Consider the following 21,544-nt stretch of genomic DNA (forward strand, 5'->3'; position numbering starts at 1 on the left):
GAATCTAAAACAGCCATTCAATGTTTAATAAGTTTATACGCAGGCCTGTCCTGTCGATAGTAATATCGCTCATTATTGTGTTCATGGGAGTGCTGGCCATTACCAAACTGCCGGTTACACAGTTCCCTTCCATTTCACCGCCGAAGGTGAATATCACGGCGGAATATCCTGGTGCGAATGGTGAGTTGATGATCAAATCTGTGATCATTCCCCTGGAAAGGGCCATCAACGGGGTGCCTGGTATGAAATACATGGCCTCCGATGCTGGTAATGATGGGGAAGCCACCATACAGGTGATCTTTAACCTGGGTACCGATCCTAACCAGGCATCGTTAAACGTGCAGAACCGGGTAGCTTCCGTAGTGAATAAACTGCCGCCGCTGGTAGTGCGGGAAGGTGTGAAGATCACCCGGGAGGAATCCAACATGCTGATGTACGTGAACCTGTACAGTAAAGACCCTAACATGGATGAGAAATTCCTGTTCAACTTTGCTGATATTAACGTACTGTCTGAGCTGAAAAGGGTAGATGGTGTTGGGGTAGCCGATATCCTTGGTAACCGCGAATATGCCATGAGGATCTGGCTGAAGCCGGACCGCATGCTGGCTTATAAGATCTCTTCTGAAGAAGTGATGAAAGCCCTGGATGAACAAAGCCTTGAAGCTTCGCCCGGTAAAACAGGTGAAAGCTCCGGTAAACGTTCACAGGCATTTGAATACGTACTGAAATACCCGGGAAGGTTCACTACCCGGGAAGGATATGAGAACATTGTGTTAAGGGCCAGCCCGAATGGTGAATTGCTTCGCCTGAAGGATGTGGCGGAAATAGAGTTCGGAAGTTCGATGTACGACCTTTATTCCAACCTGAATGGTAAACCTTCTGCGGCGATCGTTTTAAAACAATCCTACGGAAGTAATGCCAGCCAGGTAATTAAAGATGTGAAGGCAAAACTGAAAGAGATCAAAGCGAATTCATTTCCGAAAGGATTGGATTACGAGATCAGTTACGACGTGTCTAAGTTCCTGGACGCTTCTATCGAAAAGGTGATCCACACACTGGTAGAAGCCTTCATCCTGGTGGGTTTGGTGGTGTTCCTGTTCCTGGGCGACTGGCGTTCTACTTTAATTCCTGCTATTGCGGTTCCCGTATCATTGATCGGAACATTCGTGTTCATGCAGTTCTTTGGCATTACGCTGAACCTTATTACTTTGTTCGCATTGGTACTGGCCATTGGTATTGTGGTGGACAATGCGATAGTGGTGATAGAGGCCGTGCACGTGAAAATGGAAACCAAACATCTCTCACCATTAAGGGCTACGGAGGAAGCCATGCATGAGATCAGCGGAGCCATCATTGCGATCACGTTTGTGATGGCCGCCGTGTTCATACCGGTTGCCTTTATGTCCGGGCCGGTAGGGATCTTTTACAGGCAGTTCTCCATCACCATGGCAACGTCTATCATCCTCTCCGGTGTGGTGGCGTTAACCCTTACGCCGGCGCTTTGTGCGATCATGCTGAAGAATAACCATGGAAAACCAAGGAAAAGATCACCTATAGATAAACTCCTGGATGGTTTTAATAACTGGTTCGGTAAACTTACTGGAAGATACCAGAAGGTGCTGGGCGCCATCGTCAACAAACGGGTGATCACCTTTGCCATGCTGGTTGGTTTCTGCGCAGGTATCTGGTTCCTGAACAACAGCCTTCCTTCAGGATTTATCCCGAATGAAGACCAGGGTATGTTCTATGCCGTGATCCAGACGCCTCCGGGTTCTTCGCTGGAAAGGACCAACCAGATCTCCGAAAAGCTGCAGAAGATCGCAGAAGAGGTAGAAGGTGTGCAATCCGTTTCTTCCCTTGCAGGTTATGAGATCCTCACGGAAGGAACAGGTGCCAACTCAGGGACCTGCCTGATCAACCTGAAAAGCTGGGAGGACCGGAAACATTCCGTGCAGGAGATCATCAGGGAACTGGAAGAAAAATCCAAAGACATCACAGGAGCTACCATAGAATTCTTCCAGCCCCCGGCCGTACCGGGTTATGGTGCTGCAGGTGGGTTTGAACTACGCTTACTGGATAAAGCCGGAACAGGTACTTTCCAGCAGATGGAAACCGTGAGCAAGGACTTTGTGAAAGAGCTGAGCAAACGCCCTGAACTGGCTTCTGTATTCACGTTCTACAGTGCGAGCTTCCCGCAGTACATGCTGCGGATCGATAACGATATTGCCCAGCAAAAAGGGGTGACCATCGAAAATGCGATGACTACACTCTCTACTTTGATAGGAAGTAACTACGAAACCAACTTTATCAAATTCGGCCGGCAATACAAAGTGATGGTACAGGCATTGCCACAGTACCGTGCATTGCCGGAAGATATCCTGAAGCTCTATGTGAAGAACGACCATGATGAGATGGTACCTTTCTCTGCTTTCATGAAAATGGAAAAGGTATATGGCCTGTCGGAGATCACAAGGCATAACATGTATAACACCTCAGAGATCAGTGGTAGCTCAGGGCCAGGCTATAGTAGCGGTTCTGCTATCAGTGCCATCACCGAAGTAGCTAAAACAAAACTGCCAAGAGGGTATGGGATCGACTGGGCAGGTATTTCCAAAGATGAGGTGAGCCGTGGTAATGAAGCTGTTTACATCTTCCTGATCTGCCTTGGTTTCGTATACCTGATCCTCGCGGCGCAGTATGAAAGCTTCCTGTTGCCTTTCCCCGTGATCCTTTCTTTACCTGCCGGTATCTTCGGCGCATTCCTGCTGCTGAAGATCTGCGGACTGGAAAATAATATCTATGCGCAGGTGGCCATGGTGATGCTCATTGGTCTGCTCGGTAAAAATGCCGTACTGATCGTTGAGTTTGCCGTACAGCGGCACCGTGCGGGAGATTCTGTATTTAAAGCGGCTGTGGAAGGTTCTGTGGTAAGGTTCCGCCCCATCCTCATGACATCCTTTGCATTTATAGCAGGATTGATCCCATTGGTGTTTGCAGCCGGCCCCGGTAAGATCGGTAACCGTACGATAGGTTCCGCAGCAGCCGGAGGGATGTTGATGGGAACCGTTTTCGGTGTATTGATCATTCCCGGATTGTATTACATATTCGGTAAGATCGCTGAGAGACATACACTTGTTAAAGATGAAGAAGAGAATCCTTTAACTGAAGAAATTGATCATAATGTATAAATTCAGGATACAGCAGTGCATAGGCGTGCTGAGTATTTGCCTGGCTGTAGCAGGTTGTAAGGTTCCGGCCATCACAGCGGCCAATGAGAACAGGTCCGTTCCGGGATCCTTTGGCAGCAGCAGCCAGGATACAACCAATATATCCGCACTCCGGTGGCGCGACTTTTTCACCGATCCATACCTGGTAACGCTGATCGATTCAGCGATGAACCATAACCAGGAACTGATGATCACTTTGCAGGAAGTAGAGATTGCAAGGAATGAGATCCGTTTCAAACAGGCACCTTTAATACCATCCGTAACTGCTGGTGTAGGTGCCGGTATTGAAAAAGTAGGGCGTTATACCAGCCAGGGTGCAGGAGATGCATCTACAGAGATAGAACCCGGTAAAGAAATGCCTGATCCGCTGGCAGATTTTTCTCTGGCTGTTCGCGCAAACTGGGAAATAGATATCTGGAAGAAACTCCGCAATGCCAAAAAAGCTGCGGTGACCAGGTACCTGTCTACCGTGGAAGGCAAAAACTTTGTGATCACCAACCTGATCGCTGAAGTGGCCAATTCTTATTATGAATTACTGGCCCTTGATAACCAGCTGGAGATCGTTAAACAAAATATCGAACTGCAGAAGAATGCATTGGAGATATTAAAAGTGCAGAAAGAAGCGGCCAGGGCAACGGAACTCGCAGTGCAGAAATTCCAGGCAGAAGTGCTGAAATCCCAGAGCCTGGAGTTCGACATTCAACAGAAGATAAAAGGTACGGAGAACAGGATCAACTTTCTCTTAGGCCGTTTCCCGCAGGAAATAGCCAGGGATAAAAGCAGTTTCCTGACCACATTGCCTGCTGCAGTACGTACGGGCATTCCTTCCCAGTTGCTGGCTAACCGCCCTGATATTAAACAGGCGGAACAACAGCTGGAAGCTGCAAAGCTGGATGTGAAAGTAGCAAGAGCCGAATTTTATCCTTCCTTTGGTATTTCGGCGGCACTTGGTTTCCAGGCCTTTAAACCATCTTACTTAGTTAAGTTCCCCGAGTCTGTATTGTACTCACTTGCAGGAGATCTTGTTGGCCCATTGATCAACCGCCATGCTATCAAAGCAGAGTTCTTCAATGCCAATGCAAGGCAGTTACAGGCGATGTATAATTACGAACGCACCATCCTGAATGCTTACCTGGAAGTGGCTACACAGCTCTCCAATATCAGCAACCTGGGGAGCAGTTACGATCTGAAGTCGAAACAGGTAGACGCATTAACGAGGTCGATCGATATTTCCAATGATCTTTTCAAATCTGCCAGGGCGGATTATCTTGAAGTGCTGATGACACAACGGGATGCGCTGGAGGCTAAGCTGGAATTGATTGAAACGAAACAACAACAGATGAATGCCGTAGTGAATGTGTATAGAGAGTTAGGAGGAGGCTGGAAGTAAAATGAAAAGGCTGGTAATATTTACCAGCCTTTTTTACTATCTTAATTCCCTATGTTATACGAACAGCGGATCAGGATAGAAATGGAAACCTGGCAGCACAAGATGCAAAGCCGGTCATCGCTGTTTGACAGGATGTCCAAATCCCTGCAATCCCGCATAAACCGTGTTATTCCCCAAAAGGTACATGATGCCATTACCGTTACCATCAAACAAATGGTGCGGGGTGTATTGTTCGGCGCTACTTATACTGTGCCCGCTCCACCCGTTTTCCCTTCTTTGTATGATATGGAAGAAGCCGTGCTCCGCAGGGTGGATCTTTACCGTAAAACGGCTGCTGCAGAAGGGGGGATCACCGGTGCAGGTGGCATCTTATTAGGCCTCGCGGATTTTCCGATCCTGCTCAGCATGAAGCTGAAACTGCTTTTTGATATCGCTACCTTTTACGGTTTTGATGTGAAGGACTATAAAGAACGGATCTACCTGCTCTATATTTTCCAACTGGCCTTCAGCAGCCAGGAGCATCGGAGGAATGTATATGAAAAGATAACGGACTGGAAGGAAAAAAGCAACCAGCTGCCGGATGATATTCATAGTTTCGACTGGCAGAGCTTCCAGATCGAGTACCGCGATCATATAGACCTGGCCAAGCTGGGGCAGTTATTACCTGTTGTAGGAGCAGCAGTAGGCGTAGTGGTGAATTACCGGCTGATCACCAAACTGGGCGATACAGCCATGAATGCTTATAGAATGCGGATACTATGAAAATAGAAACCTTTTACCCGAAAAATTCCATCCTTAAAGAACATATCGAATATTATTATTTCCTCAAAACCTATTCGAGGGATTTTAAGACCGCTTACTATTCCTTCCCCAATACTTTACAATCCTTTAATATCCATAAGAACGCCAGTTATGAGATAAAGCATCATTCCACCCATGTATATGGTGTGCCAGAAAAGAAGTACCTCATGATTGCGCAGGGAAAATATGAATCACCATTGCAGGTGCTATTGGAGGGCAAACTGGATAAGGTTACGATCAACTTTAAACCCCTCGGCCTCAATCATTTTATCAGGAAGCCCCTTGCTGCTATAACGCCTGAACACTCTCAATCTTTCCATGAATGGGATCAGCATGCAGATACTTCTGCATTCCTTAATGCATTTTTTGGCACAAATGATAATGAAAGCAGGGTAGACCTGCTGGAAGAATACCTGTTAAAGCAATACCAGCCGTTGGGCAATGAAGCGTTGCTTCAGAAAGCTATCCATAGCTTAATGGACTTTACCACAGAATTACCCGTGCAGGAAATAGCAGCGCAGCTTTCTGTGAGCATCCGTTCCTTCAACCGGCTTTTCTTTAATAACATGGGCATCACCCCGGTTTCTTTCCGGAAGATTGCCCGTTTCCGGCATTCCCTGACCAACCGCCTGTTCAACGAGCAATTTAAGAACCTGACGGACATTGGTTACGAAAGCAACTTTTACGACCAGGCTTATTTTGTGAAGATGTACAAGAAGATTACAGGCTCCAATCCCGGCAAATTCTTTAAGTCAGTAGATAAGCTCGCAGATGATCACCTGATCTTTCAATTCCTGAAAGAGTAATTATTGGCCAAAAAGTACAATTTTCGGGCGCAGGAAAATAGTCTATTTGTTTAAAAATGCACCGCCATGCAAAAAACATTGTTGACTATCCTGTTATTAATATCCTGTACCGTTCTTTCCGCACAGGAATTACATTTTTCCCGGACCATTCCTTCTGCATATTTTGGGAAAGACCGGGAACTCCTGATCTCACTGCCGGAAGGCTATCATGATTCCAGCAATTTAAAAAAGCGATACCAGGTAGCTTATGTATTCGATTCACAGAATGATTATTTCTTCCGGTATGCCGCTTCGCTGATCCAGAACTTAAACTTCTCCGGCAGTTTTGAACCAACCATTATTGTGGGCATCCGTTCTACAAACAGGCGTTTTGAATTTACGCCTAAGTTACTTTCAGACGGGCCTTATAAAAGCTGGACGAAGACCGGAGGGGCAGACTCATTGCTGCCTCACCTGGAAGCAGAGGTTTTCCCTTATATCGAAAAACAATTCAGAACAACGCCCGTAAGGATAGGGCTGGGGCATTCCCTGGGCGCTACTTTCCTTACCTGGTGCCTGACGAGTGGCAGGAGGGTATTTGACGCGCATATCATGATCTCCCCGAATTATGAATACGATAATGAACAGCTGATAACGAGGGTGAAAGGCGCTACTGTTAGCAATAACACCTTCGTATATCTTGCCAGGGGTAAGGACGACAGTTATGAAACACGCTTTGCACCCGGTATCGAAAAAGCAGTTCCCTTATACCGTGAAAAACTGGAGCTGCAATATGAAGTACTGGATGTAAACAATCACGGGAATACTTATCTCACCGGGTTCATCCATGGGCTGATCGCTTACCATCGTTCTATCTACGGGAAAGCAGAAAATACGATCAAACGTTTTACCGCGCTCTCTGAAAACTATGGCTATAAACTGGATGCAGATCAGATCAATAGTATCGCCTATAACTATTTTATGCGGCCGGCCACCTGGCAGGAAGCAGTGAAGATCTTTGACTGGGGTTTAAAGTGGTATCCTGAAAATGTGAACCTCTATGATAGCATGAGTGAAGCCTATGAAAATGCAGGAAACAAAGAGGAGGCGATAAAGTATTGTCTTAAAGGGCTGCAGCAACTGGAAGCGCAAAAGGCAAAAACCGGTCAGACCAACGAAGGGCAGAAGAAGTATATAGAGGGAAGGCTGGTTAAACTGAAAGGTTAGGCTTTCCGAAAAATAAAACGTACCCATTGGTATCCGTTACTTCAAAACCCAGTATACCATCATCGTTCACTTTAAGGGGCTGACGGAATGTTACACCTCTTGAACGGAATTCTTCATATAACTGATCCGGGTCCGAGGTATTAATATATGCATCCCAGTTAGCCCATGGATGATGGCTTGAGTTGGGGATAGGTGCTGCATCAGGACCTATCTCCTTCATCATAATAGAGATATTCTCACGCCCTATCATAGCAAAAAAAGGCGCCTCTTCCGGCACCAGGTGCCATACTTCAAACCCCAGCTTCTCTACATAAAATGATACCGTTTCCTGTAAATTGGAAACGATGAAATTGGGTGATATGAAGTTTAGCAGACCCATAGCATATTAAAGTTCCGGAATAATTTAACTTAACCCCACATTTATTTTAACTTGCCGTAGAATTTCGAACGTTAATTGCGGGATACACCTTTTATAACCAGAATCTATCTGATTTATTACTAATATCACTTTATTGAACGACGGACATGTTATAGATGGCCCCGACCTTTATAAGCGGGTTGCAGCTGGTGATGAATCTGCGTTCAGGGACCTTTTCGGGATCTATGCGCCACGCCTGCTTGCCATGGCCACACGTATTACAGGATCTGCGGCAGTGGCAGACGACCTGGTACAGGATACCTTTCTTAAAATATGGGTAGCACGCGACCAGCTGACCGAAGTTACACAACCCGGCGCCTGGATTAGAAAGATCTGCTTTTTCCAGGCAGTAAATTATGTCCGCCGCCAGAACATCCACGATAAGGTGATGGATACTGTGGGGCAGGAAGAAAACTACCTGGGGGAAATGGTAGCGTTCCGGCAACTGCTGGACCTTGTAAACAAAGCCGTGCGGCAATTACCTGAAAAGCAGCAACAGATCTATCGTTTAAGCCGTGAGCAAGGGCTTAGTATCAATGAAATCGCAGAACATATGGGGCTGGCCATCAGCACGGTGAAAAACCTGCTGGTAATGGCATTGAAAAACATCCGCACCTCCCTGCAAAAGGCTGATTATCTGCCATTCCTCGCCATTTTGATTGAGATATTCATCTGAACAGAAAAAAACTTCTCCTTTTTTCGGTACCAACTTCCCGCTCAGTTGTCTGATATAGATGAGGGGGCATAAACCACACCTTACATGGAACAAAACGACCGATTAGCATATTTACTGGAACGCCTGGCAGCACATACTGCCACCAGGGAAGAACTGGACGAGCTGACCCGCCTGGTTGACCAGGACGAATCCGGTATTTCCATGGATGCAGTGGAGAGCTGGCTGGAAGAAAACCAGCCGCAGCCCCGGCCTGCTTTCGACCGGCAGCATTGGATGCAGGTAGCGGACCAGATCCTGCGGTCGGATAAACTTTCCGGTGACCCGGTTATCAAACCGGCCCCCCGTGTACATTACCTGCACAGATGGGGATGGGCAGCCGCTGTGGTTGTATTATTTGGCCTCGGCGCCTGGCTTTTCAGCCTGGATCACCAGGTAAAGCCGGACGCCATTGTTGCCGGGAATACACCACCGGATGTGGAGCCCGGGAAGAACGGGGCCATCCTTACATTGGCCGATGGTTCTGAAATGGTGCTGGACAGTGCCGGTAATGGTATCATCACTCGTCAGAACGGAACCGCCGTGGCATTGAAAAGCGACGGATTACAGTATACGCCGGGAGAGCATAACACAGGAGAAATACTATATAATACGATCAGCACCTCCAAAGGACGGCAATTCAAAGTGGTACTGCCAGACGGCAGCAAAGTATGGCTTAACGCCGCGAGTACGCTAAAGTTCCCCGTTACTTTCGAAGGAAAGGAAAGGGGAGTGGAGCTATCCGGCGAAGCCTATTTTGAAGTGGCAAAAAATGCGGAGCAGCCCTTTAAATTAAAGGTGCCTGGAAAAATAGATATAGAAGTACTGGGTACAGTATTCAACGTAAATGCCTATACAAATGAAAAGAATAGCTATACCACACTGGTAGAAGGATCTGTAAGGATATCCCATACCGGCAAAACCGATAGCAGGATTGTATTAAAGCCAGGGGAGCAGCTTCAGGCGGGCGATGCAGGCATGGCATTAACGCAAAAAGCAAATGTAGATAAAGCCGTGGCCTGGAAGAACGGCCTGTTCAATTTCGAAGGGGTGGGCCTGAGAGAAATGATGCGCCAGCTGGAACGTTGGTACAACCTGGAAGTTGTATATGAAGGAAATGTACCGGATGTGGTGTTCTTTGGTGAGATGAGCAGAACCTTGAAGCTCTCTGATGTATTATCAGGCCTGGAACGTTCTGAAGTGCATTTCCGCCTGGAAGAAGGCCACCGGCTGGTAGTAATGCCTTGATCTGAAAACATAGACATGAATTAAATAAAAGGACCAACCGGTATAAAAAAACCGAAAGTGCTACTAACACTTCCGGTGGTTGCCGGTTGATTCAAATCGGGTTTCGAGGCCCTCCATTTTTAACAACCAAACGTTGCAAATCTATGCAAAAAACTGCTTATTGGAGCCGTTGGGACTTGCCGTGCCGGCTCCCAGCCAAAATGCTCAGGATCATGAGATTTACCAGTGTTCTCCTTCTCGCCATTTGTTTACATGTATCAGCTAACACCTTTTCGCAATCCGTTACTTTTTCCGGTAAGGCCGTTCCCATGGAAAAAGTCTTTGCTACCATTAAAAAGCAAACGGGTTTTGTTGTATGGGGAAAATCGGATCTCCTGAAACAGGCGGGTACAGTATCCGCATCTGTACAAAATATGCCGCTGACCAGTTTCCTGGAACTGATCCTGAAAGATCAGCCGCTTAATTTTAAAATAGCAGATAAAACCATTATGCTGTACGGCAAACCTGGCAGTACAGTAATAACGCCCGTAGCAGAACCCGTAAGAGGACATGTGTCTGACAGTACAGGTGTTTCCCTGATCGGCGCTTCGGTTTATGTGATGGGTAGCAATCAGTCTGTAGTAACAGATACGGAAGGGAACTTTACCCTGCATGTAAATACAGGAGATAAACTTCGCATCAGCTTTATAGGATATAGAACAAAAGAAATAGTGGTGACGGCTGTTATGCTCAGAAGCGGCCGTATCGGTAACATTACCTTGTCTCTTACCTCTTCTGTCTTAACAGAACTCAACGTTACTGCTAATACGGGATATCAGACCCTGCCAAAGGAAAGAGCTACCGGATCATTCAGCGTGATCACGGAAAAAACACTTGGCGCCAGGATGGAAACCAGCCTCATGGATCGCCTGGAGGGTACAGTGCCCGGTCTCTTTATGGAGAATGGAAATGTTACTATCCGTGGGCTTTCTACACTTTATGGGAACCAGGCCCCCTTGTATGTAGTGGATGGCTTCCCTTACGAAGGAGACCTGAACTATATTAACCCGGCGGATGTGGTGAATGTAACGGTGATGAAAGATGCAGCGGCAGCTTCCATCTATGGTACAAGGGCCGCCAATGGTGTGATCTCTATTACCACTCGTTATGGCAGCAGCAAGAAACTGACAGTGAACTTCAGCAGCACCATGTTCTTCACTGCCAAACCTGATATGGGTTATATGAAGTATCTCAGTTCAGCGGAAATGGTGGATTTCCAGCAGGAAATTTTCAATACCTGGCACCCCTCATACAATGAAGCCATCAAACGGCAGGGTAAGAACCAGGTATTGGAAGCACTTTATAATCATGAGCAGGGCCTGCTCACGCAAACGGAGCTGGACAATACGCTTAATAATCTAAGGAATGCAGACGGAGCCGGTCAAATTAAAGACCTGTTCATGCGTGATCAGATCAGGCAGCGTCACAGCTTTTCCGCCAGTGGCGGTAACGACATCCATCAGTATAACATCTTCATGAACTATACCGGCAACAAAGCGTATGCTTTACGCACCGGCAATGAAGATATCAATGTGGGCATGAGGGATAAAGTGAAAGTGTTTGACTGGCTGGATGCCGAAGCAGGTGTGAGTACAAATATGCGTAACGGTAAATTCCTCCGCCAGGGTCCGGAAAGATTTCTCAGGAATAGAATGCCATATGAAACACTTAAAACCCCCGATGGCAGTCTTACTGCATTCACCATGCTAAAATCTCCTTATGAGATAGCGCGCTTAAAGAGCCTTGGCCTGCTGGATGAAACATTTAATCCCCTGACAGAAATGAATAATTCTGATCTTTCCTTCACCTCGAATTATTTCAGGCTGCAGGGAGGTTTCACCATTAAAATACTCAAGGGCCTTACGCTGGACCTGAAATACCAGACAGAACGGGGTACTACCTACAATAAAGAATATTACAATCCGAATTCCTACTATGCCAGGGAAATGATCAACGACGCTACACAGTATTATCGTCCTGATTCAATTGTGAAAAATGTACCGGATGGCGGACAGATCTTCGAAACAAGGGGTAGCTCTAAATCCTATACAGCCCGTGCACAGCTTAATTTTGACAGACAGGTCCATAATGAACATCATATCTCTGCACTAGCTGGTGTGGAACGCAGGGCAGTATCGCAATCGTATACTTCCGTATTTAAAATGGGATACAGCGATAATAACCTTCAATATACGCCGGTAAATGAAATAGCCCTCGGTAATCTGAAAGGAACGGAATCGCTGGACAATACTTTCTCCCTGAGATTTAATAACTATAACTATTTCAATTATGGAGAGGACCGCTATATTTCAGCTTATGGCAATGTGGGCTATACCTATAAGGGAAAGTATAATCTTACCGGAAGTGTACGTGTAGATAACTCTAATCTCTTTGGTACCGATCCCCGTTACAGGTATCTGCCTTTGTGGTCAGTTGGTGCCAGCTGGAGAATATCCGAAGAAGATTTCATAAAAGACATTAGCTGGTTGGATAACCTGGGTGTGCGTGCTACTTACGGGCTTGGCGGAAACGTGGCCAGAACAGTAGGGCCATACCTGCAGGCAACTTCTACTTTCTTCTCAGAAGCCAATGCACCTGCTACCAGCATCCTTTATCCACCTAATAAATCATTGAGATGGGAGAAAACAGCTACTACCAATATCGGTGTGGACTTTTCGGTGCTGAACAACAGGATCTCCGGATCGGTTGATTACTATATCCGCCAGTCCAGCGACCTGCTGGGAGAAAAAGCTGTTGACCCTACCAATGCATTTCCTGTTGCATTGATCAATTACGGCAGCTTGAATAACAAAGGGATTGAGCTGGCACTTAACACAGTAAACGTTAGCAAGAAAAATTTCTCCTGGGGTACTACGCTGGTGTTAAGTCTCAATAAGAACAAGATGACGGAGATAAATACCAGGGACCTGAATATTTATGGTCTTACAGGCGGTTATGGAGTAAACCGCATAGGTTATCCTATGGATGCAGTATTCAGTTTCAGGTCCGCGGGGCTTGATCCTGCCAACGGTTCCATGATGGTATATGATGCAGATGGCAAAGTAGTAAAGAACTATGATCAGACTGGTGCCATCGTAGCTAACATGACAGATATTAACGGCCTCGTATATAGCGGTACGCTGCGCCCAAAATATACAGCAGGGTTAACCAACACCTTTACCTACCACCAGTTCACATTGAATATTATGCTTATTGGCAACGGTGGCCACGTGATAAGGGATGTGGTACCGTCTGCAGGTTCTAACTTCCCTGCCATGAATACAGATAGGAGAGTGCTGAATTACTGGCGTAAACCGGGAGATGAAAAGATCCCCGGTATGTTACCGGCACCTGATCTGAAAGGCACCGGAGCCAACTATTATACCCTCATATGGTACGCATCAGATCAGAATGTGCTCAAGGCAGATTATATCAAAGTAAGGGATATTTCCCTGGCCTATAATTTAACACCTGCACTGGCCCGTTTTAAAAAGTTCTCAGCAGTTAAATTAACGTTGCAGGTACAAAATCCTTTCCACTGGTATGCCAACTCAGCCGGCATTGATCCGGAAGCTTATGAATTTGCCAGCCAATACGCCAACAGAACTTTACCGGTGATGGCTACTTACATGGCAGGAATTGATATCACTTTCTAAATCCAGGAAACATGAAAAAATTACATTTATATATTATCACCAGCGCACTGATATTATCCGGTTGCACAAAGTTCCTGGATATTAAGCCAAAAGATAAATTCATCCCTATTACTGTAACGGACTTTGAGAATATGCTCAATTCCGGCACTATTGTGAACTTTGGCGACCAATACTGGGACCTCCTGTCGGACGACGCATTCCTGCCTGAAGGTGAACCAGGCAACCTGTATACCAAGCAGCAATTATGGGGCAGGAAGATCTATACCTTCAATACCTCTCCTTACGAACAGGGTGCCAATGACTATTTATGGAGTGAAGGGTATAAAAGGATCTTCTATTTCAATACTATCATCAACAATATCATGGACGCAACGGAAGGATCAGAAGCCACTAAGAAAAGCGTTCGTGCGGAAGCCTACCTGGGGCGTGCTATGGAACATCTGCAGCTGGTGAATGTATATGCACACCATTATGATGCTGCTACCGCTGCCACACAACCAGGCGTACCCATTGCACTGATTGCGGATATCAATGCAAAGTTTGCCAGGAATACCGTAAAAGAAGTATATGAGCAGGTCCTGAACGATGCCAATGCTGCGATCGCTGATCTGCCGGTAAAAAATAAGCTCACGAAGTTCAGGGCAAGTAAAGCAGGCGGGTATGCGTTGCTGGCCAGGGTGTATCTCTTTATGGGAGACTATACCAATGCCCGTAAAAATGCAGACCTCGCGCTTTCCCTGCAAAGTGAACTGGTTAACATGAATGGGTATAAGATCACTAAACCGGGCCCTTTCCCCAATGTACCGGGAGCCCCGGTAGGCTGGACGGATATCCCTGACGGCCAGCTCAATAAAGAAACCATTGTGGCCAGGCATTTCCTCCGGCCCTTCGGACTCGGACAGGATGTTTGTGCTTCACCGGAACTGACAGCCCTCTTTTCAGATAATGATAAACGCTGGACCCTGTATTATGCCAACGGATGGCCTCCTGCGCCCCCGTTCAATTATATGACCAGGTACCAGGTGAAGATCTACCTGCGTGGAGATTTTTACAGCAACTTCCTGAACGTGCCTGAATTGTACCTGATCCGTGCAGAATGCCTGGCCCGGGAAAATAACATGACGGATGCCCTTGCAGATATCAACAAGTTGAGATCGAACAGGATTGTACCTGCTGCCTATGTAGCATATGCCCCGGCAGATTTTGGTAACGATGCTGAAAGAGTGCTGCGTTTTGTACTGGAAGAAAGAAGAAGGGAACTGGCATTCACCGGTATGCGTGTAATAGATCTGAAACGCCTGAACAAAGAAACCCGTTTCCAGAAAACAATAAAACATACCGCCGAAGGCCGCGTGTATGAATTACTGCCTGGCAGCAATAATTATCTGCGCCAGTTGTGGCCCAATGCCACGGTGTTTAATCCGGACTGGCCACTGAATCCATAATTCCTTCCTATAACCATGCCTTATTGAAGGCGCCGGTATTTTGCCGGCGCCACTATCATCCTTTTGACTAATTAATTTACACCATGCAAGACAACATCGTTAGAATTGAAGACCTGTCGCACCGCTACAGCAAAGACTGGGCGGTGAAAGATGTGAGCTTCGAGATCAATAAAAAAGGTATCCTGGGATTGCTGGGTTCCAATGGTGCAGGCAAGTCTACCACCATGAACATCCTTTGCGGGGTACTAAGTCAAACCCAGGGCAAGGTGCTGATCGAAGGCATTGATATGAGGGCCAACCCTGAAGAAGCCAAGAAAAGGATCGGCTTCCTGCCACAGAACGCACCACTTTATCTTGAACAAACGGTTGATGAATATCTCACTTTTTGTGCGCATCTCCGGCTGATAGATAAACGTAAGGTAAAAGAAGCCGTGGATACGGTGAAAGAAAAATGTGGCGTAGCACATTTCAGTAACAGGCTTATCAGTAATCTTTCCGGCGGTTACCGCCAGCGGGTAGGGATTGCGCAGGCACTCATTCATAAGCCCATGCTGGTAGTACTGGACGAACCCACCAATGGGCTTGATCCCAACCAGATCCTGGAAGTACGGAACCTGATCAAAGAAATAGCAGCCGATCGTGCCGTGATCTTTTCCTCGCATATCCTTTCTGAAATACAGGCTACCTGCCAGGATATCATTATGATCGAAGATGGTAAGATTGTGTTCAAAGACACCATGGATGCTTTCAACAATTACATTGAACCGGACAGCCTCATCGCTACCCTGGGAAACCCACCGGCAGAAACAGAATTAAGGGCTATCAATGGTATCAAAGACGTGGAATTCTTAACAGAGAAAACAATCCGCGTAAGATTTGAACCCGCAGCTGATATCGCTGAAAACATCGTGGAACTGAGTGTGCTCAGGAAGTGGCGCTTAAAGGAGATCACACTGGAGAAAAGCTCACTCGACGCCATTTTTGCACAGTTATCCAATAAAAAATCTAAACCTGCCATACAGTGAAAATAATATTCAGAATAGCCCGCCAGGAACTGAGCCTCCTGTTTCATTCGCCCGTAGCCTGGCTCATATTAATTGTATTTCCCGTACAGATAGGGATGGATTTTATTCATTATATCCAGATGATAGGAAGAGCGCAGCGGATGGGAAACCACTTTTCGAACGTCACTGCCATGATCTTCGCCAGCCCGCAGCAGGGCTTCTATCCTGGGGTGAAAGGCACCTTATATCTTTATATTCCACTTTTAACAATGGGCCTGATCAGCCGGGAAACACACAGTGGTTCCATTAAATTGTTATTGTCTTCTCCCATTAAAGTAAGGGATATTGTAATGGGAAAATATGTAGCGATGATGGGATATGGGGCATTGCTGCTGCTCATCATTTGCCTGTATAGCATTTCCGGCGCGTTCTTTATTGACAATATAGACTGGGCGCTGTTAGCTTCCGGTTCAATGGGTTTATACCTGCTTATCTGCGCTTATGCTGCCATAGGGCTTTTCATGTCGTCCCTTACCAGTTACCAGGTAGTGGCTGCTATCAGTACATTAGCAGTATTGGCTGGCCTGAACTTCATTGGTAGCCTCTTTCAGGGCAATGATGCAGTACGTGGCATCACCCATTTCATGTCTATCTCCGGAAGAACGGAGCAGTTTATCTTTGGGCTGATCAGCACAGAAGATGCCTTTTACTTCTTCCTGGTGATTGCTTTTTTCCTGGCCATCACAGGGATGCGTTTGCAGGATCAACGGGAGGCAAGACCAGCTATCGTAAGAACCGCCAGGTATATCGGGCTGATCGCATTATGTTTTCTCACCGGCTATATCAGCTCCCGGCCGGTCTTTACCGGTTATATTGATATGACTGCCACCAGGGCTCATACACTTGGCCCGCAAAGCCGTGAACTGATCAAGTCAATGAACAAGCCCCTGAAGATCACCACCTATGTAAATATCCTCGATAATAATTACTACCTGGGTGCGCCGGAGAAAAAAAGTGAGGATGAAAGAGTACTTACACCTTATCGCAGGTTTATGCCAGACCTGCAAATGGATTACGTGTACTACTATGATTTCTCCAACAACAAAAACCTCTACAAAAATTATCCCGGCGAAAGTGATGCTGCCATTGCCAAAAAAGTGGCGGACATCCAGAGCCTCGATTATAAAAAGGTATTGCCCCCGGATCAGATCCGTAGAACAGTTGATCTTGGGCCGGAAGAAAACCGTCTGGTAAGGCTCCTGCAATATGGTAAGGAAAGAACTTTCCTCCGGTATTACAACGATATCATGATCTACCCCGGTGAACAGGAATTTACAGCGGCGCTGAGACGTGTTGTAACACCCGCTGAAATACCTGTAATTACCTTCCTTACCGGCAATGGCGAAAGAAGTATTACAAAAGAAGGTGATGCTGCTTTGAAGAAGTTTGTAAATGAGCTGTCCTTCCGGCACGCACTGATCAACCAGGGCTTTAATGTAGATACCGTTAACCTTAGCTATGAGGAAATTCCCGCAGCCACTTCCGTGCTGGTAATAGCAGACCCTAAAATGGCCATTCCCCCTGCAGCACAGGCAAAACTGGATCAATATATTTCCAGTGGCGGCAACCTGTTTGTGATCGCTGAACCGGGATCGCAGGAAATACTGAAACCCATCCTGCAGCAACTGGATGTACAACTGGGCGAAACACCCATACTGGAAGAAAGCAGGGATTATGCACCGGATTTTATCCTGGCCTCCTTTTCCAATAAGGTAGGGGAGATCACGCCCAAACTCGCAGGATACCAGGCAGATAGCGGAGTAGTATCTATGGCAGGTGCCGTAAACCTTCAGTATGGGCAACAGTTTGGTTTCCATACCATTCCATTACTGACCGCCAAAAACGGGCAGGCACTGGCCGTTGCAGCAGAAAGAAAAATAAAGGATAAAACACAACGGATCATCGTAACAGGGGATGCTGATTTCATGAGCACAGGGGAACTGGGACGGCGTAAACCGGATACCTGGAACCAGCTGCTGATCACAGAATCATTCCGCTGGTTCACCTACGGCAAGTTCCCGGTAAATACCGGAGCCGTAAGATCAAAGGATGTAATAGACAGTGATGACGATGGCATCCTTACCATGCGGGTATTCTTCTTTGGCGTGATACCGGTATCGCTCCTGATCTTTGCAACGGTACTGTTGCTCTACAGGAAGAGAAGATAATTAAAACCAGCCATACTTACAGCGCAGAAAAGGCCGTACCTTAAATGGACGGCCTTTTCCTGTTTAACCTGAAATTATCATGGTTACCTGAAACTTTTTTCGCATAGGATCGTCTTAGATCTGAACACCAAAAATTAACAACATGAAGACCATCCTTATCCTTTTATTCCTTTCAGTATTCACGATCTCCGCCTACGGGCAGGACAAAAACAATTATGTGTACTTCAACAAGCTGATAGAACTCGGTGGTTCAGACTATGTTATAGCAACCATTGAAAACGTGGGGAAAATGTTTAGCGTAAAAAGCAAGTATCTTTTGTTCATAAACACCCGGAACGGCCAGTCGAAACAGGTTGATTTTACAAAGGATGCTTCTATAGAGAAGATTGAACAGATCAGGATCGATAGTTTACAGATCAATAAGGTGCTTGTGGCAGCCCGTACGGTGAACCTTGATGAAAATAAACATATTGATTGGAATGATCCTGTACAGGTCATTATTATTTCAGCAGATGGGCAGGAGAAGGTACAGTTAACAGAAGATAAATTTTTTGTAAGTACCTGGATCATTAATAACCATACGGGAAACATGGTTGTTACAGGGCATTACGACAGCAATAACAATGGCAAATACGATAAAACAGATAAGAGCGAAATATTGCTATACGATTTAAAGACATTAAAACTGATCTCAAAGATCTAAAAAAGGCCTGCGCTATACGCAGGCCTTTTTTTTAAATCACTATCTGCGATTCACCGTCACTTTTAAGAAGGTTGCCGGAATAAGCGTGCTATCACTGCTGCCACTTTTGTTCTGACTGTTGAACAGGGTCTCCAGCTCCTGCTTTAATTCCGCTGCCTTTCCATTCTTTTCGGCAGCTTCGAATGCATTCATGGTAGGGCCATAGTAGGTTTTGAACCTTTCTAAGAATGCTGATGGGGTAGAGGAGACCGCAAAATTGAAAGTATCCCTTTCAAAGGAGATGTCTTCTTTTGCCACACCTGCGTTAGCAAAACGTTCTATTACCTGCTCTTCTACACCCCACAACATAGGGCTGATAAAACCCTCTGGTGGCGGTGGTGTATAGGCGGAGCTGATCTTGAGGATCTGGGCTACCAGTGTGGGATCTCCGGGTATCCAGTTGCCCATAACAATCTTTCCTCCGGGGCGTGTAACGCGCACCATTTCTTTCGCTACATCCTGCGGTTTGGGGGCGAACATAGCACCAAAGATGGTTACAACAAGGTCAAAGCTTTGATCATCCAGTTCATGCAGATCAGTTGCATCGCCTTCCCGGAACGTAATGTTGGTAAGCCCTTCAGCCTTTACACGCTTATTCCCTGCTTCCACAAGATTACTGGCAATGTCAACACCTAAAACATCCGCTCCGAGTTTTGCGGAAGGAATAGCCGTGGTACCGTCGCCACAACCGAGGTCCAGTACTTTAAGACCTTTAGTGACATTTAACTTAGAAACGAGTGCTGCGCCGCTTTCACGCATAGTTTCAGCGAGCTTGGTAAAGTCGCCCTTCTCCCATAATGCTTTGTTTGGATTCATTATGATTAAAATTTTTAAATTAAATATTACCCATACCTGTTTGGTATTTGTGCAGACTGTTTTGGGATCAACCTGGGGGTAATATCAGGGGTTATGAAAATATATTACAGTAGCAAAAATAGGAATTACCGGACATTTTTCCGCTATCGGAGGGATTTTATGGAAATTTTTATATTTTCTGCGTCCAGATATAACCTCGCCTGCTTGGGTATTCCACACCCTCATTCGGGCGTCTCTCTATAGCATCAATTATCTTAAAACCTGTTTCAAGGAGTAATGTTACAAGGTCGTCTGTTTTGAAGAACAACAGATCAACATCCACTTCTTTGTCGTGCGCTTTATCAAAATGAACGATCTCATCTCCTACATGAAAGGAGAATAAAAGATCGCCTGCTGGTTTCAGTACCCTGTTAATTTCCCCGAAACACTTCCTGAGCTGATCATTAGAAAAATGTACTATTGCATAGAATGCCAGTACACTTCCAAACGATCCCGGAGCATATGCAATATTCAGCAGATCACCGGTTTCAAATTTAATCTGAGGAGAAAGCTTTTGGGCAACAGTCACCATGGCTGGAGCCAGGTCTATACCAACGAGGTCTTTTACCCCGTTATCGTACAGGAACCTTGTTGTTTGCCCGGGGCCACAGCCAAAGTCTGCACATAACCCTTTGCCCTTATTGTCAGCTGCGAATTCTTTCAGCAACATCCTGTCAAAATGTTTATGGGAGAGTTCATCCCAACGATCGGCTGCATAATCGCCTGCCACCTGGTTGTAACAGTCCAAGACTTTCTCTTGTGAATTCATATTATTTATCGTTTTCTAAAACTAAGCGGATTTTTATTTTTCCTGTCCTTACTTTTTCTATTGCTTCATTCACTTTTGAAAATGGCATAACCTCCACCTCACTGCCAATATTATGTTTTTCAGAGAACGCAAGCATCTCCGTCATTTGTTTTCGGTTGCCTACATAATTCCCGTAGATAGTTCGCTGAGCGTAATCATATAACAAGCCAAGGCTTATTGGTTGCTTTTCCAAAGGGGAGGCCACTATGCAAAACTTTCCCTGTGGTTTTAGGATCCTCAAATAAGCATCCAGGTCATAGGGGGCATTTAATGTTGAGATAATTAAATCAAATTTCTTATTGGTATTGAGGTTTGAGCTAAGGATAAATTCGGCACCCAGCTGTTGTACCATCTCCTTTTTTTCCGGGGAGTGAGAAAATGCATATACCTCATGCCCCATTTTATGCAGGAACCGGATAGCCAGCTGCCCGAGACCACCTGCTCCCAGAACGCCAACAACGGAATTAGCGGGCAACTGTGCCCGCATAATTCCTGCATATACCGTAAGACCAGAGGAGAGCAAAGGAACCGAATTCACCGAGCGGAGTGCGGGCGATAGTTTGAATGCAAACCTGTTATCAATAATAATATGATCCGCCAATCCACCATAACAATGTACGCCAATTGCTTTTTGCTGAGTGCAGAACTGTTCGTTGCCTTCTTTACAAAATTCACATTCAAAGCAGGCCTCCTGCTGATAGCCGATCCCCACATGATCGCCCGCTTTTAATGCAGTTACATTAGCACCGGTTCCTTCAACAATTCCTATGATTTCATGCCCCGGAACGAGCGGATATTTAGTGTCTCCCCAATCATCACTAATGAATTGTACATCGCCTCTTGCAATTGTGCAATAAACGATCTTCACACTTACCTCATTGTCGCCTACATTCCTTTCATAATAGAAAGGTTCGGCTATACCATTTTTATCCTTAATTCCGTATGCTTTTATTTTCATA

Annotated in this window: 16 protein-coding genes; 12 read left to right on the plus strand and 4 right to left on the minus strand. The window is 46.0% G+C overall.

All coding sequences use genetic code 11. The features are described from left to right. The first annotated feature begins 20 nt into the window (after positions 1-20). The 5 genes from BUR42_RS06105 (at position 21) to BUR42_RS06125 (ending at position 7,430) form a co-directional block, all read left to right on the plus strand. Complete coding sequence (locus tag BUR42_RS06105) at positions 21-3,188, plus strand: efflux RND transporter permease subunit (RefSeq protein WP_074238375.1); 3,168 nt, start codon at positions 21-23, stop codon at positions 3,186-3,188. Beyond that, a complete protein-coding gene (locus BUR42_RS06110; RefSeq protein ID WP_074238376.1) occupies positions 3,181-4,617 on the plus strand; it encodes a TolC family protein in 1,437 nt (478 codons plus the stop codon). Before BUR42_RS06105 ends, BUR42_RS06110 begins: the two co-directional genes overlap by 8 nt. Before the next feature lie 51 nt (positions 4,618-4,668). Beyond that, positions 4,669-5,379, plus strand: coding sequence for an EcsC family protein (locus BUR42_RS06115; protein WP_074238377.1), 711 nt, complete (start codon positions 4,669-4,671; stop codon positions 5,377-5,379). Then, positions 5,376-6,224 (plus strand): helix-turn-helix domain-containing protein, encoded by an 849-nt coding sequence (locus BUR42_RS06120; RefSeq protein ID WP_074238378.1) that lies wholly within the window; start codon positions 5,376-5,378, stop codon positions 6,222-6,224. Before BUR42_RS06115 ends, BUR42_RS06120 begins: the two co-directional genes overlap by 4 nt. A gap of 66 nt (positions 6,225-6,290) precedes the next feature. Further along, on the plus strand, positions 6,291-7,430 hold the full coding sequence (locus BUR42_RS06125; protein WP_074238379.1) for an alpha/beta hydrolase-fold protein: 1,140 nt from the start codon (positions 6,291-6,293) through the stop codon (positions 7,428-7,430). Here the strand turns inward: BUR42_RS06125 and BUR42_RS06130 are convergent. Continuing rightward, complete coding sequence (locus tag BUR42_RS06130) at positions 7,414-7,809, minus strand: VOC family protein (protein WP_074238380.1); 396 nt, start codon at positions 7,807-7,809, stop codon at positions 7,414-7,416. The two genes, BUR42_RS06125 and BUR42_RS06130, sit on opposite strands and share 17 nt — an antisense overlap. 133 nt (positions 7,810-7,942) lie before the next feature. Here BUR42_RS06130 and BUR42_RS06135 point away from each other — a divergent pair, with 133 nt between their 5' ends. From BUR42_RS06135 to BUR42_RS06165, 7 genes are all read left to right on the plus strand, one after another. Next, positions 7,943-8,524, plus strand: a complete 582-nt coding sequence (locus BUR42_RS06135) for an RNA polymerase sigma factor (protein ID WP_074238381.1) — start codon at positions 7,943-7,945, stop codon at positions 8,522-8,524. Positions 8,525-8,608: 84 nt separating this feature from the next. After that, on the plus strand, positions 8,609-9,808 hold the full coding sequence (locus tag BUR42_RS06140) for a FecR family protein (protein ID WP_074238382.1): 1,200 nt from the start codon (positions 8,609-8,611) through the stop codon (positions 9,806-9,808). Between the two features lie 212 nt (positions 9,809-10,020). Beyond that, positions 10,021-13,503 carry a SusC/RagA family TonB-linked outer membrane protein gene (locus BUR42_RS06145; protein ID WP_159442222.1) on the plus strand — a complete coding sequence of 1,161 codons (3,483 nt, stop codon included), beginning with the start codon at positions 10,021-10,023 and terminating at the stop codon, positions 13,501-13,503. An 11-nt stretch (positions 13,504-13,514) separates the two neighbouring features. Further along, a complete protein-coding gene (locus BUR42_RS06150) occupies positions 13,515-14,948 on the plus strand; it encodes a RagB/SusD family nutrient uptake outer membrane protein (RefSeq protein ID WP_074238384.1) in 1,434 nt (477 codons plus the stop codon). Positions 14,949-15,031: 83 nt separating this feature from the next. Beyond that, positions 15,032-15,973: an ABC transporter ATP-binding protein gene (locus tag BUR42_RS06155; protein WP_074238385.1), complete on the plus strand. Its 942-nt coding sequence runs from the start codon at positions 15,032-15,034 to the stop codon at positions 15,971-15,973. Then, positions 15,970-18,180: a Gldg family protein gene (locus BUR42_RS06160; RefSeq protein WP_074238386.1), complete on the plus strand. Its 2,211-nt coding sequence runs from the start codon at positions 15,970-15,972 to the stop codon at positions 18,178-18,180. Before BUR42_RS06155 ends, BUR42_RS06160 begins: the two co-directional genes overlap by 4 nt. Positions 18,181-18,322: 142 nt before the next feature. After that, positions 18,323-18,883, plus strand: a complete 561-nt coding sequence (locus BUR42_RS06165) for a hypothetical protein (protein WP_074238387.1) — start codon at positions 18,323-18,325, stop codon at positions 18,881-18,883. Between the two features lie 39 nt (positions 18,884-18,922). On the opposite strand, the gene BUR42_RS06170 is transcribed toward BUR42_RS06165, so the two are convergent. The 3 genes from BUR42_RS06170 to BUR42_RS06180 all read right to left on the minus strand — a co-directional run bounded on the left by BUR42_RS06170 (position 18,923) and on the right by BUR42_RS06180 (position 21,543). After that, positions 18,923-19,738 (minus strand): class I SAM-dependent methyltransferase, encoded by an 816-nt coding sequence (locus tag BUR42_RS06170; RefSeq protein ID WP_074238388.1) that lies wholly within the window; start codon positions 19,736-19,738, stop codon positions 18,923-18,925. Positions 19,739-19,907: 169 nt separating this feature from the next. Then, on the minus strand, positions 19,908-20,546 hold the full coding sequence (locus BUR42_RS06175; protein WP_074238389.1) for a class I SAM-dependent methyltransferase: 639 nt from the start codon (positions 20,544-20,546) through the stop codon (positions 19,908-19,910). A gap of 1 nt (position 20,547) precedes the next feature. Further along, positions 20,548-21,543 carry an NAD(P)-dependent alcohol dehydrogenase gene (locus BUR42_RS06180; RefSeq protein WP_074238390.1) on the minus strand — a complete coding sequence of 332 codons (996 nt, stop codon included), beginning with the start codon at positions 21,541-21,543 and terminating at the stop codon, positions 20,548-20,550. Position 21,544 lies beyond the last annotated feature (1 nt).

The sequence above is a fragment of the Chitinophaga niabensis genome (assembly GCF_900129465.1).
Classification (GTDB): Bacteria; Bacteroidota; Bacteroidia; order Chitinophagales; family Chitinophagaceae; genus Chitinophaga; species Chitinophaga niabensis.

Excerpts from the sequence above, each read along its gene's own strand:
- BUR42_RS06105 (WP_074238375.1), top strand. The coding sequence starts at position 21 with ATGTTTAATAAGTTTATACGCAGGCCTGTCCTGTCGATAGTAATATCG.
- BUR42_RS06110 (WP_074238376.1), top strand. The coding sequence starts at position 3,181 with ATGTATAAATTCAGGATACAGCAGTGCATAGGCGTGCTGAGTATTTGC.
- BUR42_RS06115 (WP_074238377.1), top strand. The coding sequence starts at position 4,669 with ATGTTATACGAACAGCGGATCAGGATAGAAATGGAAACCTGGCAGCAC.
- BUR42_RS06120 (WP_074238378.1), top strand. The coding sequence starts at position 5,376 with ATGAAAATAGAAACCTTTTACCCGAAAAATTCCATCCTTAAAGAACAT.
- BUR42_RS06125 (WP_074238379.1), top strand. The coding sequence starts at position 6,291 with ATGCAAAAAACATTGTTGACTATCCTGTTATTAATATCCTGTACCGTT.
- BUR42_RS06130 (WP_074238380.1), bottom strand. The coding sequence starts at position 7,809 with ATGGGTCTGCTAAACTTCATATCACCCAATTTCATCGTTTCCAATTTA.
- BUR42_RS06140 (WP_074238382.1), top strand. The coding sequence starts at position 8,609 with ATGGAACAAAACGACCGATTAGCATATTTACTGGAACGCCTGGCAGCA.
- BUR42_RS06145 (WP_159442222.1), top strand. The coding sequence starts at position 10,021 with ATGAGATTTACCAGTGTTCTCCTTCTCGCCATTTGTTTACATGTATCA.
- BUR42_RS06150 (WP_074238384.1), top strand. The coding sequence starts at position 13,515 with ATGAAAAAATTACATTTATATATTATCACCAGCGCACTGATATTATCC.
- BUR42_RS06155 (WP_074238385.1), top strand. The coding sequence starts at position 15,032 with ATGCAAGACAACATCGTTAGAATTGAAGACCTGTCGCACCGCTACAGC.
- BUR42_RS06165 (WP_074238387.1), top strand. The coding sequence starts at position 18,323 with ATGAAGACCATCCTTATCCTTTTATTCCTTTCAGTATTCACGATCTCC.
- BUR42_RS06170 (WP_074238388.1), bottom strand. The coding sequence starts at position 19,738 with ATGAATCCAAACAAAGCATTATGGGAGAAGGGCGACTTTACCAAGCTC.
- BUR42_RS06175 (WP_074238389.1), bottom strand. The coding sequence starts at position 20,546 with ATGAATTCACAAGAGAAAGTCTTGGACTGTTACAACCAGGTGGCAGGC.
- BUR42_RS06180 (WP_074238390.1), bottom strand. The coding sequence starts at position 21,543 with ATGAAAATAAAAGCATACGGAATTAAGGATAAAAATGGTATAGCCGAA.